This is a genomic window from Cutibacterium sp. KBN10P07758 (assembly GCF_050286205.1).
GTDB lineage: Bacteria > Actinomycetota > Actinomycetes > Propionibacteriales > Propionibacteriaceae > Cutibacterium > Cutibacterium acnes.
In genome coordinates this window covers 1,654,136-1,669,899 of the sequence record NZ_JBNNQV010000001.1, presented here as the reverse complement: position 1 = coordinate 1,669,899, position 15,764 = coordinate 1,654,136, and the positions used below count along the sequence as shown (strand labels likewise).

The window sequence follows — 15,764 nt, the reverse complement described above, 5'->3', positions numbered from 1 at the left end:
TTATAGTCAGTCGGCTTCGCACGAGGTCGTTGACGAGAGGAAAATGACGTGTCGGATCTGTTGGACGACCTGGAGTGGAGGGGCCTCGTCGCTGACTCCACCGACCGTGAGGCGTTGGAGGCTCACCTCGCCCAAGGACCCGTCACCTTCTATGTGGGCTTTGATCCGACCGCCAAAAGCCTCCATATTGGCCATCTTGTCCAGTTGATGCTGGTGCGAGCCCTCCAGGAACGCGGCCATAAGCCGTTGCTCCTCGTCGGTGGGGCGACCGGTCTTATTGGTGATCCTAAGATGACCGGCGAGCGACATATGAACGATCGGGAAGTCGTTGCTGAGTGGGTGGAGTCGATCAAGGACCAGGTGAGCAAGTATGTCGATACTGACGGCCGGAATACTGCTCAGATCGTCAATAATTACGACTGGACGGTTAAGTACACAGCCCTAGACTTGCTGCGCGACGTCGGCAAGCATTTCTCAGTCAACCGTATGCTCGCCCGCGACGTCGTTGCCCGACGACTAGAAAGCGGTATCTCATACACGGAGTTCAGCTACGTCCTGTTGCAGTCGCTGGACTTCTACGAACTTCATAAACGCTATGGCTGTACGTTACAAACGGGTGCTCAGGATCAGTGGGGAAACATCACTGCCGGTGCTGAGTTCATTCGCAAGACGACCGGTGACGTTGTCCATGGGTTGGTGACTCCGTTGATTACTAAGGCCGACGGTACCAAGTACGGCAAGACGGAGTCTGGGACGGTATGGGTGGATCCTGAGTTGACGAGCGCCTATGCCTTTCATCAATTCTTCCTCAACGCGGAGGACTCAAAGGTCATTGAGTACCTCAAAATCTTTAGCCCTCGTTCTCGGGAGGAGATTGAGGATCTTGCCCGTAAGACTGAGGAGGAACCGTGGCGTAGAGCGGCTCAGCATTGCCTTGCGGACGACCTGACCGATCTGGTGCATGGTGTGGAGCAGCGCAAGGCTGCCGAGGCTGCAGCCCAGGCCATCTTCGGACGTGGCGAGTTGCGCGACCTCGATGAGCGGACGGTGCTCTCTCTGTCTGACGAGCTCGGTGCCGCCCATCATGAAGGTGGCGAGTACCCGACAGTGGTTGGCGCGATGGTTGCCGCTGGTGTGGTTGACACCAAGTCTGCGGGCAGGCGTGCTGTCGCCGAGGGTGGGGCTTACCTCAACAATGTTAAAGTCGCCGATCCTGATCAGCGTCTGACTGACGACGACTTCCTATGTGGCCGTGTCGCCCTGGTCCGCCGTGGAAAGAAGACTGTGGGTGCTCTGACTCGCTGACCTGTCCTGATCATGATCCGTCCGGGGGCCGCTAGTTGGGCGGTCCCCGGACGATTTTGTGTACCCGCAGATGCGTGCCAGACAAGCGCCTCGGCTGTTTTGTGGGTTTGTGTTGGTGGTGGGGGTGTGTGTAGTGTGTGTCGGGCCGTTGGGGGCTGCGTGTGTGGTTCTTGGTGGTGGCTGTGTTTGGATGTTTTCTTGTCGGGTTTGACGGCGGGGGAGTGTTCGGGTATGGTTTTCCGGGCTGCTGCTTTGGTGGTGGTGTGGTTGGCTGGTTCTGCTGGCTGGTTCTGGGATCGTGGTTTTGTGGTTTCGGGGTTGGTGTGGTAGGGTTGGTCGGGTCGCCTTGTGATGGTTTCTGCATGGTTTGTGTGGGGATTGTTGTGGTGGGTGTGATGTTTGAGAACTCAACAGTGTGTCTTTGATAGTCAATAGTTTTGATGCATCTGTTTGTTGTGGATGTGTCGGATTTGTTTATGATTCCTTTGTGATTCTGGACATGTGACTGAATTTTTTTGGTCAGTGTTTGGGGTTAGTGTATTGGATTCTTCGTGGTGTCACTGTTGCCTGTGTGCGTGCTGTGTGCGCGTGTGTGGGTGGGTGATATTTTTTCATTGGAGAGTTTGATCCTGGCTCAGGACGAACGCTGGCGGCGTGCTTAACACATGCAAGTCGAACGGAAAGGCCCTGCTTTTGTGGGGTGCTCGAGTGGCGAACGGGTGAGTAACACGTGAGTAACCTGCCCTTGACTTTGGGATAACTTCAGGAAACTGGGGCTAATACCGGATAGGAGCTCCTGCTGCATGGTGGGGGTTGGAAAGTTTCGGCGGTTGGGGATGGACTCGCGGCTTATCAGCTTGTTGGTGGGGTAGTGGCTTACCAAGGCTTTGACGGGTAGCCGGCCTGAGAGGGTGACCGGCCACATTGGGACTGAGATACGGCCCAGACTCCTACGGGAGGCAGCAGTGGGGAATATTGCACAATGGGCGGAAGCCTGATGCAGCAACGCCGCGTGCGGGATGACGGCCTTCGGGTTGTAAACCGCTTTCGCCTGTGACGAAGCGTGAGTGACGGTAATGGGTAAAGAAGCACCGGCTAACTACGTGCCAGCAGCCGCGGTGATACGTAGGGTGCGAGCGTTGTCCGGATTTATTGGGCGTAAAGGGCTCGTAGGTGGTTGATCGCGTCGGAAGTGTAATCTTGGGGCTTAACCCTGAGCGTGCTTTCGATACGGGTTGACTTGAGGAAGGTAGGGGAGAATGGAATTCCTGGTGGAGCGGTGGAATGCGCAGATATCAGGAGGAACACCAGTGGCGAAGGCGGTTCTCTGGGCCTTTCCTGACGCTGAGGAGCGAAAGCGTGGGGAGCGAACAGGCTTAGATACCCTGGTAGTCCACGCTGTAAACGGTGGGTACTAGGTGTGGGGTCCATTCCACGGGTTCCGTGCCGTAGCTAACGCTTTAAGTACCCCGCCTGGGGAGTACGGCCGCAAGGCTAAAACTCAAAGGAATTGACGGGGCCCCGCACAAGCGGCGGAGCATGCGGATTAATTCGATGCAACGCGTAGAACCTTACCTGGGTTTGACATGGATCGGGAGCGCTCAGAGATGGGTGTGCCTCTTTTGGGGTCGGTTCACAGGTGGTGCATGGCTGTCGTCAGCTCGTGTCGTGAGATGTTGGGTTAAGTCCCGCAACGAGCGCAACCCTTGTTCACTGTTGCCAGCACGTTATGGTGGGGACTCAGTGGAGACCGCCGGGGTCAACTCGGAGGAAGGTGGGGATGACGTCAAGTCATCATGCCCCTTATGTCCAGGGCTTCACGCATGCTACAATGGCTGGTACAGAGAGTGGCGAGCCTGTGAGGGTGAGCGAATCTCGGAAAGCCGGTCTCAGTTCGGATTGGGGTCTGCAACTCGACCTCATGAAGTCGGAGTCGCTAGTAATCGCAGATCAGCAACGCTGCGGTGAATACGTTCCCGGGGCTTGTACACACCGCCCGTCAAGTCATGAAAGTTGGTAACACCCGAAGCCGGTGGCCTAACCGTTGTGGGGGAGCCGTCGAAGGTGGGACTGGTGATTAGGACTAAGTCGTAACAAGGTAGCCGTACCGGAAGGTGCGGCTGGATCACCTCCTTTCTAAGGAGTTTTTGTGAGTGGAATGTTGGCGTCCTGCCTGTGATGGGTGGGGTTGGGGGCATGCTGTTGGGTTGTGGGGTATCACATGTGTGGTGGCCTGTGCGGTGCTGTGTTGCGTGCGTGTGTGCGTGATGTGGTGTTCGTGTGGTGGTTGAGAACTGTATAGTGGATGCGAGTATCTTTATTGTTGTATGTGTTTGTGCGACGTGGTGTTGTGCAAAGTTGTGTAGTGCGATCGGTGGATGCCTTGGCACCAAGAGCCGATGAAGGACGTTGTGACCTGCGATAAGCCCTGGGGAGTTGGTGAGCGAGCTGTGATCCGGGGATGTCCGAATGGGGAAACCTGGAATGTCCGGAGTAGTGTCCGGTGGCCCTGCCCTGAATGTATAGGGGTGTGGGTGGTAACGCGGGGAAGTGAAACATCTTAGTACCCGTAGGAAGAGAAAACAAGTGTGATTCCGTGAGTAGTGGCGAGCGAAAGCGGAGGAGGCTAAACCGTGTGTGTGTTCAAGCCGGCAGGTGTTGCATGTGCGGGGTTGTGGGGGCCTTGTGGTTCTGCTGCCGCAGGATTGGCCAGTGAGAAATGTTGCGTGAAGGTGAAGCGTCTGGGAAGGCGTACCGGAGTGGGTGAGAGTCCTGTAACTGTAAGCGTGGCACTGGTGTGGGGTTGCCCCGAGTAGCGTGGAACTCGTGGAATTTCGCGTGAATCTGGCGGGACCACCCGTCAAGCCTAAATACTCCTTGGTGACCGATAGTGGATGAGTACCGTGAGGGAAGGGTGAAAAGTACCCCGGGAGGGGAGTGAAAGAGTTCCTGAAACCGGTCGCATGCAAGCCGTCAGAGCCTGTGTGGTGATGGCGTGCCTTTTGAAGAATGAGCCTGCGAGTTAGTGATGCGTGGCGAGGTTAACCCGTGGTGGGGGAGTCGTAGCGAAAGCGAGTCCGATAAGGGCGTGAGTCGCGTGTTCTAGACCCGAAGCGGTGTGATCTATCCATGGCCAGGATGAAGCGTCGGTAAGACGTCGTGGAGGTCCGAACCCACTTCAGTTGAAAATGGAGGGGATGAGTTGTGGATAGGGGTGAAAGGCCAATCAAACACCGTGATAGCTGGTTCTCCCCGAAATGCATTTAGGTGCAGCGTTGCGTGGTTCTTGTTGGAGGTAGAGCACTGGATGGTCTAGGGGGCTTATCGGCTTACCGAAATCAGCCAAACTCCGAATGCTGGCAAGTGTAGCGTGGCAGTGAGACGGCGGGGGATAAGCTTCGTCGTCGAGAGGGAAACAGCCCAGATCATCAGCTAAGGCCCCTAAGTGGTGACTCAGTGGGAAAGGATGTGGAGTTGCGTAGACAACCAGGAGGTTGGCTTGGAAGCAGCCATCCTTGAAAGAGTGCGTAATAGCTCACTGGTCAAGTGATTCCGCGCCGATAATGTAGCGGGGCTTAAGTTATCCGCCGAAGCTGTGGCAACCTGTGTGGTTGGGTAGGGGAGCGTCGTGTCAGTGGTGAAGCTGCCGGGTGACTGTGTGGTGGAGTTGATGCGAGTGAGAATGCAGGCATGAGTAGCGTGTGACGGGTGGGAATCCCGTCCGCCGATTATCCAAGGGTTCCAGGGTCAAGTTTGTCTGCCCTGGGTGAGTCGGGTCCTAAGGCGAGGCCGACAGGCGTAGTCGATGGGTAACCAGTTGATATTCTGGTACCGGCTTGTCACCGTCCGTGTCGAGGTGTGTGATGCTAAGCATGTGAGCTTGTCTTGGGAGTGTTTTTGATGCTTCTGGGGTGGGTGAGTGTGTGAACCGATCATGTAGTAGGCAAGCTGCGGAGGGACGCAGTGAGGTAGCTCATCCCCGGTGATGGTTGTCCGGGGCTAAGTGTGTGGACTGTCTGGTAGGTAAATCCGCTGGGCGTGAAGGTTGAGGCATGATGGGGAGCCCACGGTTGTGGGTGAGTGAGTGATCCTGTACTGTCGAGAAAAGCTTCGTGAGCGAGGTGGCGGGTCCGCCCGTACCCTAAACCGACACTGGTGGATAGGTAGAGTATACCGAGGCGATCGAGTGAATCGTGGTGAAGGAACTCGGCAAAATGCCCCCGTAACTTTGGGATAAGGGGGACCTGAGCTGTCGTGCACCCGTGCGGTGTGGTGGCGGTGAGGGGCGCAGAGTCCAGGGGGAAACGACTGTTTACCAAAAACACAGGTCCGTGCGAAGTCGTAAGACGATGTATACGGACTGACTCCTGCCCGGTGCTGGAAGGTTAAGGGGAACTGTGAGTGTATGCGTAGCGGTGAACTTAAGCCCCAGTAAACGGCGGTGGTAACTATAACCATCCTAAGGTAGCGAAATTCCTTGTCGGGTAAGTTCCGACCTGCACGAATGGAGTAACGATTTCCCTACTGTCTCCACCATGAACTCGGTGAAATTGCATTACGAGTAAAGATGCTCGTTACGCGCAGCAGGACGGAAAGACCCCGGGACCTTTACTATAGTTTGGTATTGGTGATTGGGACGGTTTGTGTAGGATAGGTGGGAGACGTTGATGCGGCCACGCTAGTGGTGGTGGAGTCGTTGGTGAAATACCACTCTGATTGTTCTGGTTATCTCACTGTGGACCGTGATCCGGTTCAAGGACAGTGCCTGATGGGTAGTTTGACTGGGGCGGTCGCCTCCTAAAGGGTAACGGAGGCGCCCAAAGGTTCCCTCAGCCTGGTTGGTAATCAGGTGGTGAGTGTAAGTGCACAAGGGGGCTTGACTGTGAGACTGACAGGTCGAGCAGGGACGAAAGTCGGGACTAGTGATCTGACGGTGGCTTGTGGATGCGCCGTCACTCAACGGATAAAAGGTACCCCGGGGATAACAGGCTGATCTTGCCCGAGCGCTCATAGCGACGGCATGGTTTGGCACCTCGATGTCGGCTCGTCGCATCCTGGGGCTGGAGTCGGTCCCAAGGGTTGGGCTGTTCGCCCATTAAAGCGGCACGCGAGCTGGGTTCAGAACGTCGTGAGACAGTTCGGTCCCTATCCGCTGCGCGCGGAGGAATCTTGAGAAGGGCTGTCTTTAGTACGAGAGGACCGAGACGGACTGACCTCTGGTGTGCCAGTTGTTCTGCCAAGAGCATGGCTGGTTGGCTACGTCGGGTTGTGATAACCGCTGAAAGCATCTAAGCGGGAAGCACGCTTCAAGATAAGGGTTCCCACAGGAGTGTTCCTGGTAAGGTCCCCGAGAGATGATCGGGTTGATAGGCCAGACGTGGACGCATCGTAAGGTGTGGAGCTGACTGGTACTAATAGACCGAGGACTTTCATTAACACCATACGCGTGTGTGCGCGTGACTCGTATCCACTATACGGCTCCCAGCCCCTTCACGGGCGGCGCCGTTCATACATTAATGATATGGTTTTATCAGGTTTTCCGGTGGCCATAGTGGAAGGGAAACACCCGGTCCCATTCCGAACCCGGTCGTTAAGCCTTCCAACGCTGATGGTACTGCACGAGGGATCGTGTGGGAGAGTAAGACGCTGCCGGAATACTTATACTGTTCCTTCCCCCCAAGGGGGAAGGAGTATGCGTGTGTGGGTGTATCACCCCTCCAGCCAGACTGGCTGGAGGGGTGATACACCCACACACGCATACCCACACGCCCAGGCCCCAGCCAGACTATAGGTCGCATTATTGCTAGACATAACCAGGCCCGGGTGTAGGGGAATACGAGTGTGGCCTGACACCACACCACCAGATTATGTAGCCATGCCACGTGGGAGGCATGGCTAGCGTGTCCTAACACTCACTGAAACCACCACACCAACACTAACTGCTCGGCGCGCTAGCACTACGACCAGCCGGAGACGAGGTCGTCGTACTGCTTATAGCTTGGTAGGGAAATCGTAAGAACGCTTACCCAAGATTTCCCGCAAGAGACGTGCGGTTTGTTGATGGACCCCTTTTCCGACGCTCGTGTCTACTCGGCATCTGCTGTGTGTTAGAGAAGTGGTCTGAATCCGGCGATAGATGCGTCCTATCGTTCATGATGGCTCTGCTATTCCCCGACGTCTACGCGTCGGGGGTGTCCCGGTCGGTTCGCCATGAGGCCCATCTGTGCGGGAGAATGTCAGCATGGCAGATTCTTCCTCCCCTAATAATGGTCGATCTGGCGGAGGCCGTCGAGGCCCGGGCCGCAACGGATGGTCCAGTAAGTCTGGCGGACGCGGCGGTTGGACCTCTAAGTCCCGTGACCGTCGTGGTGACCATGAGCGTCGCGGGGGAGACAGCGGGCGTCGCTGGGCTGATGACCGCAAGCCACGGCGCGATGGCGGGCGTCGCTGGGACGATGATCGTAAACCACAGCGCAAAGGTGACGCAGACCGTCGTTGGCGTGATGACCGTGACTCTCGTCGAGACGATCAGCGTCGTCGAGATTTTCGTGGGAATCGGTGGGACGACAAGGATCAGCACGACAGTCGCCGTGACGTTCGGAAGGATGGGCGCGGCGACGGCCATCGCGATGATCGCTCGGTCGATAACACTGCCGTCCAACCCACCGAAACGCCCGCATCCGGTGAACCGATGGCTCCACTGGACTTCGATGAGAAAGCTCTTCCGGCACCGGTGCGTGCTGAGTTGCGTGGTGTCCCAGCCGACACCGCTCACATCATTGAGGGTCATCTGGTTGCTGCTGCTGAACTTCTCGACGAGGACCCGGCTCAGGCAAATGCCCACGCTCAGGCCGCTCGTCGACGCGCCCCGCGTCTGCCCATCCTGCGCGAAGTGGCTGCCGAGGCCGCATATCAGGCGGGCGAGTATGCCTCTGCCCTCAATGACTACCGTGCGCTTCGACGTATGACTGGTAACGACAACTTCCTTCCAGTGATAGCGGACTGTGAGCGTGCGCTAGGACGCCCGCAGGCAGCTCTTCGGCTCATCCGTGAAGGGCAGGAGGCGGGTCTTAACCCAGCCCAGCAGATCGAGCTCGTGCTTGTGCAAGCCGGTGCACGTCGTGATCTTGGCCAGAGAGATGAGGCTGTTCGCCTGCTTCGTGAAGCCGTCAAAAACCTTAAAGCTCCTACTGAGGCGACTGCGCGCCTGCACTACGCCTACGCCGAGACGCTGTTGGAGGAGGGTGACACAGCTGGCGCTCGAAAATGGTTCGTCTCAGCCCAGAGACACGATCCTGCCAACTTCCTCGACAGCCAGGACCGCATTGACATCATTGATGGTCGAGAGCCAAGCGGGGACCCTGCTGACGACATGCTCTTCATCGAAGACGACAATGAGGGCGAGGAGACAGACCAGTGAGCGATGCCCTCATTGATGAACATGACGCTGCCCTCTTTGACTTAGATGGAGTGGTCTACCTGGGGCCGGATCCGGTTCCTGCAGCACCTGACACCATTGCCGAATTACGGCGTCGCGGGGTCAAGGTCGGCTTCGTCACCAATAATGCCGCTCGTTCGGCTGAGGTTGTAGCTCAACACCTGACCGACATCGGTATCCCGACCGAGCCTAGCGACGTCGTCACCTCAGGACAGGCGATTTCTGATCTCGCTGCCGATACATTGCCTGCTGGCGCCAGGGTGCTCATCGTCGGGACGGAATCGTTACGCGATGAGGCGCGGGCACGCGGGTTGCAGCCGGTCGAGTCCGCTAGGGATGATCCTGTCGCCGTCATCCAGGGGTACGACTCACAGATTGCCTGGCCATTGCTCGAGGAGGCAGGATTCGCCTTGCAGGCGGGCGCGATGTGGTATGCCGCTAATCCAGACATCACTCGTCCAACGGATCGCGGCATTGTCCCGGGGATAGGTGCTCAGCTCCAAGTCGTCGCTACTACGTGCAATGCCGAGCCAGTTATCGCCGGAAAGCCCTACCGCCCGTTGTTGGAGGCCACCATTTCCCGATTAAGGTCTACCTCACCAATCTTTGTTGGGGACCGTTTAGACACCGACGTTCGTGGCGCAAACACGATGGATGTTGACTCGCTATTCGTCTTTACCGGTTCTCACGGTGTCGCTGACGTGCTAGCTGCTGCTCCTGAGGATCGGCCGCAGAATATTGCTGCCGATCTGTCCGGGTTGCTTGAGCCCAAGCGCGAGGTCGATGTGTCCGGCGACCGCGCGCGTTGCGGTGGGAGCATAGTGTCGGTGCACGCTGACCGAGAGGTCCGTGCGGAGAGTACTCCCGATGATATTTGCGGGCAGCTCGATGCCGTGGCCGCCATGATGGCCCTTGTCTATGGGTCGAATGTGACTATTCCCGACGATGCCGGGAGGCTCTTCGACAAGCTTCACTGAACGGTGTTCAATTGGTCCCAACGGCTGCCCATGTGGTCAGCCGCTCTATCTCGTCATGGGAAGGAACCCGATGTCGTCACGCAATGGTTTCCAGGCCACCGACCTGGCTCTTATCGCGGTATTTGCAGCCCTCGTCGCTGTGCTAGCCGTCATCCCGCCGATGTTCATGGTGGGGGCGGTCCCTTTTGCCCTTCAGATGGTTGCCGTCATGCTGGCGCCGATGGTGCTGGGAAGTATCCGTGGCGGATGTGCGGTAAGCTTATATATCCTTGTCGGCGCGCTGGGACTGCCCGTCTTTAGCGGTGGGTCTAGCGGGATTGGCGTCCTGGTGGGTCCCACTGGTGGGTATCTATGGGGATGGCTGATCGGCGCTTTCGTGGCGGGTGCAGTAGCTACTTCCGTGCTGCGTCGACGTCCACGTAAGTCGATGCTTCCGGTATGGCTTTTTGTCGTCGCACTAGTGGACCTAGTGTGCGTCTATCTTGGTGGCATCTTCGGGCTGATGGGCTTCGCGAAGTTGAGCTTGAATGCAGCCCTGGCAGCCAATCTTGTCTTGTTCGGCCTCGATGTGGTGAAGGGGATTTTGGCTTGTCTCATCGCTACTGCGGTGCTGACTGCCTTTCCCCGGCTCATGCCGTGATCGAGTTCACAAATGTCAGCGTTGACGTTGACGAGTATGACGTTGAGGGCCGCCACCGTCGGGTGAAGATTCTTAGCACGATGAACCTCATTGTGTCGGAGCGTAGGGTCGCCGTTATCGGCCCCAATGGGGCCGGCAAGTCGACCCTTCTCAGACTCGTTAATGGGCTAGTCGAGGCGACGGATGGCACCGTCACTGTCGATGGGATTAACCCCTCTGAGGATGGTCGTGCGGCCCGTCGCCACGTCGGCTACATCTTTACCAACCCGATGAGCCAGCTCGTCATGTCGACGCCAGTAGCTGATGTTGAATTGTCTCTTCGTCAACGGATTCGTAACCGACTTGAACGACATGAAGCGGCCATGCAGATCCTTGCCGATCAGGGACTGGAAGCCGTTGCTGGACGCAGTGTGCACGCTCTCTCAGGAGGGGAACGTCAATTGGTGTCCCTGGCGAGCGTACTGGCCGTCGAACCATCAGTCATCCTCGCCGACGAGCCAACAACCCTGCTGGATCTGCGAAACCGGGAGATGGTGCGGCACGCCTTTGAACGCTTGGATCAGCAAATCCTGTGCTGCACCCATGACCTGGAATTGGCGGCGTCGTTTGACCGAGTGCTGGCTGTCGAAGACGGTCGAATTGTCGACGACGGCGACCCGGGGGAGGTTATTGCCGACTATCGGGCCCGGATGGTGTCCGGTCAAGGCGGGGTCGTGCCTCGACGCGGTGGACAGGATAAGAGCCGATGAAGACTGACGCTTCGGCCTTCTTTGGCGGATACCGAGCTGGGAACAGTCCTGCTCACCGTATGCCAGTCTGGTCGAAGTACCTACTCGTTTTGCTCGTCGGCGTAACCCCCTTTTTCGTCAAACAGTGGTGGTTTTCCCTGGGCTGCCTGGTGGTGGCCGTCGTCATCAACCTGGTTGTTGCCAGGATCCCGGTGCGCACGGCGTTATCTATTGGTGTGCCGTTGTGGATCGCGAATGCTCTCATCCTCGCGTATCACTGTTTTTTCACGATGTGGCAACGAGGAGTGATATATGTTGCTGGGCTGCTGGCCTGTCTCTACATCGCCCGGCTGGTGACGTGCACCACGGATCCCGGTGCGCTCATGGACGCCATTGTGGCCTTGGCTCGGCCGCTGCGGCCGTTGGGTGCTAAACCTGAGAAATTCGCACTTACCATTGCGTTGATGTGGACCACAATTCCGTACCTCGTTGGATCCATAGGCCAGGTCAGGGACGCCGCTAAAGCACGCGGGTTGGAACGGTATAGCTGGAGGTTCCTCATTCCGATGTTCGTAGGGGCGGTCGGCCATGCTTTGGAGATTGGGGAGGCCCTCAAAGCTCGGGGGTTGGGGGGATGAAGAACCTTTCTGATGTCTATATCGTGATATCGATATTCACAGAGTGAAGAAGTTCTTCGGGGTCCGCAGTACTGCGTAGGCCTTACTGTCAACGGTGCTACAGCTTTAGTCAGCAGTTGGCGGTCCCCCTTGTGCGGGATCCTACCTGGGAGATATACGACGACGCTCACGAGATGATGTCTGAACACCAGATGCAGGCAGGACGTGAGTGCAATGCGACGATTAACGCTGTGGACACTGCGTGGCAGAAGACCTGCTACGCCGACGGATGAGGCTGCCGCCGATGGATGCACCAAGGTCTCGGAGGTGGCAGTCTGTCCCTGTGAGACTTGACCAGGCCCTTGTTGAAGCCGGACTGGCACGTTCCCGCACTCTTGCCACACGCCTAGTGCGGGAAGGCAGAGTGACGGTCAATAGAGTCGTCGTTACTAAACCGGCGATGAAAGTGAGTACCGCCGACGTGCTGGTCGCCGACGAAGAGGTGTGGGTGTCTCGCGGAGCACACAAACTTCTAGGTGCCTTGGATATCCTTGGCGTCCAAGTGCCGTCAAGAGTGCTTGATGCTGGTGCGTCCACCGGCGGGTTCACCCAAGTTGTGCTGTCACGGGGAGCCAAACTTGTGCATGCCGTCGATGTTGGTCACGACCAGATGTCTCCGGTGCTGCGGAATGATCCCCGTGTCATTGTTCATGAAGGCTTGAACTTGCGTGATCTTCAGCCTGCAGACCTGGCGGTTGACGGCGTTGTTGAGCCGGTGGACCTCGTGGTCGGAGATGTCTCTTTTATCTCCTTGACGATGATCCTTGAACCCATGTCAGCTGTTGTCAGCCCAGACGGCCTCATGCTGCTGCTGGTGAAGCCTCAATTTGAGGTTGGTCGCAAGGCTTTGGGAGCCCATGGCGTTGTCACGGACCCGGCCCTGCGCTTGCAGGCCATCGCGGGTGTCATGGCAGCAGCGGTAGATCTGGGTTGGCGTATGCGTGACGAGTGCGATAGCCCGTTGCCCGGGCAGGATGGAAACGTTGAGCACTTCGTCTTGCTGGAACGTACGGGTCGGTGACAGACGTCCGGGCAGATCATGGGCCGCTACTGTGGTCTTGTGAACGACACGAGCCCTTCGAGATACGTTGTCGTCGTCACCCATGCCACGCGGGACGACGCTTTTGACGCGGCTGCCGAATTCATCTCTGAAATGGCGGGGCGAGACATTGGTTGCGCGGTTCCGGATGATCAGGCGAAGCCGATGTTAAGCAAGCTGCCAGGGATCGATCTTGAAAGCTTGGGAGAGTTCGCCCACGAGGCGGAGGTGGTCGTCGTCTTTGGCGGCGACGGCACGATCTTGCGAGCTGCTGAATGGTCATTACCTCGCCACGTTCCCATGATTGGCGTCAACCTTGGCCATGTCGGTTTTCTGGCTGAGCTGGAGCGCTCCGATATGGCGGATCTAGTGAACAAGGTGTGTTCGCGCGACTACACCGTTGAGGATCGCCTCGTGCTTAAAACCACCGTCACCGAGCATTCCGGACAACACCGTTGGAGTTCTTTCGCCGTCAACGAGTTGTCTCTGGAAAAGGCAGCCCGGCGGCGCATGCTCGACGTTCTGGCGTCTGTCGACGAGTTGCCGGTGCAACGCTGGAGTTGCGACGGGATCCTGGTCTCGACCCCGACCGGATCGACGGCTTACGCGTTCTCAGCTGGCGGCCCGGTCATGTGGCCCGATCTCGATGCCATGCTCATGGTGCCGTTGAGCGCTCACGCTCTCTTTGCTCGGCCGCTGGTCATGAGTCCAGCTGCTCGAGTGGACCTTGACATCCAGCCAGACGGTTCAGAATCGGCGGTTCTGTGGTGCGACGGGCGCCGATCGTGCACCGTACGACCGGGGGAAAGAATCACCGTCGTCCGCCATCCCGACCGTCTGCGCATTGCTCGTCTGGCCGCGCAGCCCTTCACATCGCGTCTGGTCAAGAAGTTTGAGCTCCCGGTCAGCGGGTGGCGTCAGGGTCGTGACCGTCATCACCTAGAGGAGACTTCGTGATACGTAGTGTGCGAATTCGTGGACTCGGCGTCATCGATGAGACGGTCCTCGAACCCTCGTCCGCGCTGACGGCAGTCACCGGCGAGACCGGCGCCGGAAAGACCATGGTGGTCACCGGTATTGGTTTGCTGCTCGGCGACAAGGCTGACACTGGATTGGTCCGGCATGGCTGCGATCGTGCCGTCGTCGAAGCCGTCCTCGACACGCCTGATGCCGGTCGCGTCAGCGAGCTTGGCGGAACAGTCGAGGATGGCGAGGTTATCTGCGCTCGACACATCACGAGTCGTCGCTCTCGAGCGCTGCTTGGAGGAGCTCAAGTTACCGCTAGTCAGCTGGCCCACATCGTTGGGGATCAGGTGACCATCCATGGCCAATCTGAACAAGTGAGGTTGGTCGACGCAGCGCGGCAGCTCGACGTCGTTGACCGGGCTGCCGGAGATGAGCTGGCAGGCTACCTAAGTCGACATGCACAGCTGTGGTCGGAGTTTCGTGCTGCATCCCAGCGCCTTCAGCGCCTCAACGAGGATCGCGCTGGGGCCGAGATGGAACGCGAGGTGCTTACGCGTCGGGTCAGCGAGGTTGACGCTGTTGATCCTAAGCCCCATGAGGACGACGACCTCATCGCCGAGATGGCGGGGCTACAGGCTGCTCAGTCGATCCGGGAATCCTTGAACAAGGCTGATGTCCTGCTCAATGGGGTAGAGACGTCGACCGGTCCGCAGCCGGGTGCGCTTGCTTTGCTGGAACAGGCCGTACATGAGCTGGATGGCACTGGGGATGCTGATCCTCACGCTGCTGAGTTGGCTGAGCGCGCCCGCCAGATGTCGTATGACCTTACTGACCTCGCTGCTTCGGTCGCTGGCCATGCGGCTCGGGCTGAAGCTGATCCGCAACGGCTTGAGGAATTGGGGGGTCGTTTGGCGGCTATTCAGCGGCTGTTGAGGGCGCGCACCACTACCCTCGACGATCTCCTCGACTCCACTGCGGCAGACCGACACCGACTTGCTGAGCTTGACCCTGGCGCGACAGATCTCGATTTCTTGGGACAGCAGGTTGAACAACTGCGATTCGAGTTGAGGCGATCCGCGGACCACATGAGCGCGGTGCGCCGTCGCACGGCCGTCCGGCTTGCTGCTGAGGTGCGTCCTGAGCTGGCTGCTCTTGCGATGCCGCACGCCCGGCTGGAATTTCGTGTCGAGCCTGCACCTATGGGGCCACGCGGCGCTGACTCGGTGACGATCATGTTGGCGGCCAACCCCGGTTCCGATTTGGCCCCGTTGGCTAAGGCCGCCTCGGGCGGAGAGCTTTCACGAGTGAGACTGGCCTTAGAGGTCGTCGTGGCCCAACCCCAGGTTCCGCAAACTTTCGTCTTCGACGAGATCGATTCGGGCGTCGGAGGCACGGTCGGTATCGAGATCGGACGACGACTGCGTCAGTTGGCAAGACGGCACCAGGTCATTGTTGTCACTCACTTGGCCCAGGTGGCTGCCTTCGCGGACACGCATGTCGTTATCACTAAGGCTTCCGACGGGGCCATCACTAGTTCGGGGCTGCGCGAGGTCACTGGATCGGATCGGGAAATCGAACTGTCTCGGATGATGAGCGGCATGGTGGACTCAGAATCCGGGCTAGAACATGCTCATGACCTGCTGCGCGAGGCTGGTGAGATGGATTGATGACGGCGTTGGCGCATGGGACGACTGGACCATTTCGAAAAGAGCAACGCATTCATCATGGAGGCGACGGTGGTGACTCTGTCGACGAGTGCTGAAATAGAAACGGCGATCTATCTGGACCCGGTCGACGTGGGGCGATTCGTCGATACCGACGAGCTGGCGATCCTCATGACTTGTGCGCAGATGCACGGTCATTACCACATCCGGTGCCCCATCATGTCCAGAGTCCGGGCGTGAACACGATGCTTGTGATGGCTGACCTCATCCGACTTATGAGGCTGGCCACTCCGATTGCAGTTGACGTCGAATCAATGTACTTCGTTGCGG

General features: G+C 58.1%; 11 protein-coding genes and 3 rRNA genes. All 14 read left to right on the top strand.

Translation table 11 applies throughout. From position 1 onward, the window contains the following. Window positions 1-48: 48 nt before the first annotated feature. The 14 genes from tyrS (at window position 49) to ACOYO3_RS08195 (ending at window position 15,674) form a co-directional block, all read left to right on the top strand. Window positions 49-1,305, top strand: coding sequence for a tyrosine--tRNA ligase (gene tyrS, locus ACOYO3_RS08260; protein WP_032500059.1), 1,257 nt, complete (start codon window positions 49-51; stop codon window positions 1,303-1,305). Between the two features lie 198 nt (window positions 1,306-1,503). Next, on the top strand, window positions 1,504-1,635 hold the full coding sequence (locus tag ACOYO3_RS08255; protein WP_002530598.1) for a hypothetical protein: 132 nt from the start codon (window positions 1,504-1,506) through the stop codon (window positions 1,633-1,635). 281 nt (window positions 1,636-1,916) lie between these two features. Beyond that, window positions 1,917-3,441, top strand: a 16S ribosomal RNA gene (locus ACOYO3_RS08250). A 215-nt stretch (window positions 3,442-3,656) separates the two neighbouring features. Beyond that, window positions 3,657-6,739 (top strand): 23S ribosomal RNA (locus ACOYO3_RS08245). A 104-nt stretch (window positions 6,740-6,843) separates the two neighbouring features. Next, a 5S ribosomal RNA gene (gene rrf, locus ACOYO3_RS08240) occupies window positions 6,844-6,960 on the top strand. Together the 16S, 23S and 5S rRNA genes form the textbook arrangement of a ribosomal RNA operon. A gap of 586 nt (window positions 6,961-7,546) precedes the next feature. Beyond that, window positions 7,547-8,725, top strand: a complete 1,179-nt coding sequence (locus ACOYO3_RS08235) for a tetratricopeptide repeat protein (protein ID WP_011183856.1) — start codon at window positions 7,547-7,549, stop codon at window positions 8,723-8,725. Next, window positions 8,722-9,720: an HAD-IIA family hydrolase gene (locus ACOYO3_RS08230; RefSeq protein ID WP_002517938.1), complete on the top strand. Its 999-nt coding sequence runs from the start codon at window positions 8,722-8,724 to the stop codon at window positions 9,718-9,720. The genes ACOYO3_RS08235 and ACOYO3_RS08230 overlap by 4 nt, the downstream gene beginning before the upstream one ends. Window positions 9,721-9,775: 55 nt before the next feature. After that, window positions 9,776-10,360, top strand: coding sequence for a biotin transporter BioY (locus ACOYO3_RS08225; protein ID WP_002519389.1), 585 nt, complete (start codon window positions 9,776-9,778; stop codon window positions 10,358-10,360). Next, window positions 10,357-11,109, top strand: coding sequence for an energy-coupling factor ABC transporter ATP-binding protein (locus tag ACOYO3_RS08220; RefSeq protein WP_002516487.1), 753 nt, complete (start codon window positions 10,357-10,359; stop codon window positions 11,107-11,109). Before ACOYO3_RS08225 ends, ACOYO3_RS08220 begins: the two co-directional genes overlap by 4 nt. Next, complete coding sequence (locus ACOYO3_RS08215) at window positions 11,106-11,726, top strand: energy-coupling factor transporter transmembrane component T family protein (RefSeq protein WP_002524877.1); 621 nt, start codon at window positions 11,106-11,108, stop codon at window positions 11,724-11,726. Before ACOYO3_RS08220 ends, ACOYO3_RS08215 begins: the two co-directional genes overlap by 4 nt. A gap of 268 nt (window positions 11,727-11,994) precedes the next feature. After that, complete coding sequence (locus ACOYO3_RS08210; RefSeq protein ID WP_048738477.1) at window positions 11,995-12,786, top strand: TlyA family RNA methyltransferase; 792 nt, start codon at window positions 11,995-11,997, stop codon at window positions 12,784-12,786. Between the two features lie 18 nt (window positions 12,787-12,804). Further along, entirely contained in the window at window positions 12,805-13,761 is a 957-nt protein-coding gene (locus ACOYO3_RS08205; RefSeq protein ID WP_002524878.1) for an NAD kinase, read from the top strand. Then, window positions 13,758-15,437 carry a DNA repair protein RecN gene (recN, locus tag ACOYO3_RS08200; protein WP_002524879.1) on the top strand — a complete coding sequence of 560 codons (1,680 nt, stop codon included), beginning with the start codon at window positions 13,758-13,760 and terminating at the stop codon, window positions 15,435-15,437. The genes ACOYO3_RS08205 and recN overlap by 4 nt, the downstream gene beginning before the upstream one ends. A gap of 15 nt (window positions 15,438-15,452) precedes the next feature. Beyond that, window positions 15,453-15,674, top strand: coding sequence for a hypothetical protein (locus ACOYO3_RS08195; RefSeq protein ID WP_002524165.1), 222 nt, complete (start codon window positions 15,453-15,455; stop codon window positions 15,672-15,674). Window positions 15,675-15,764: the final 90 nt, after the last annotated feature.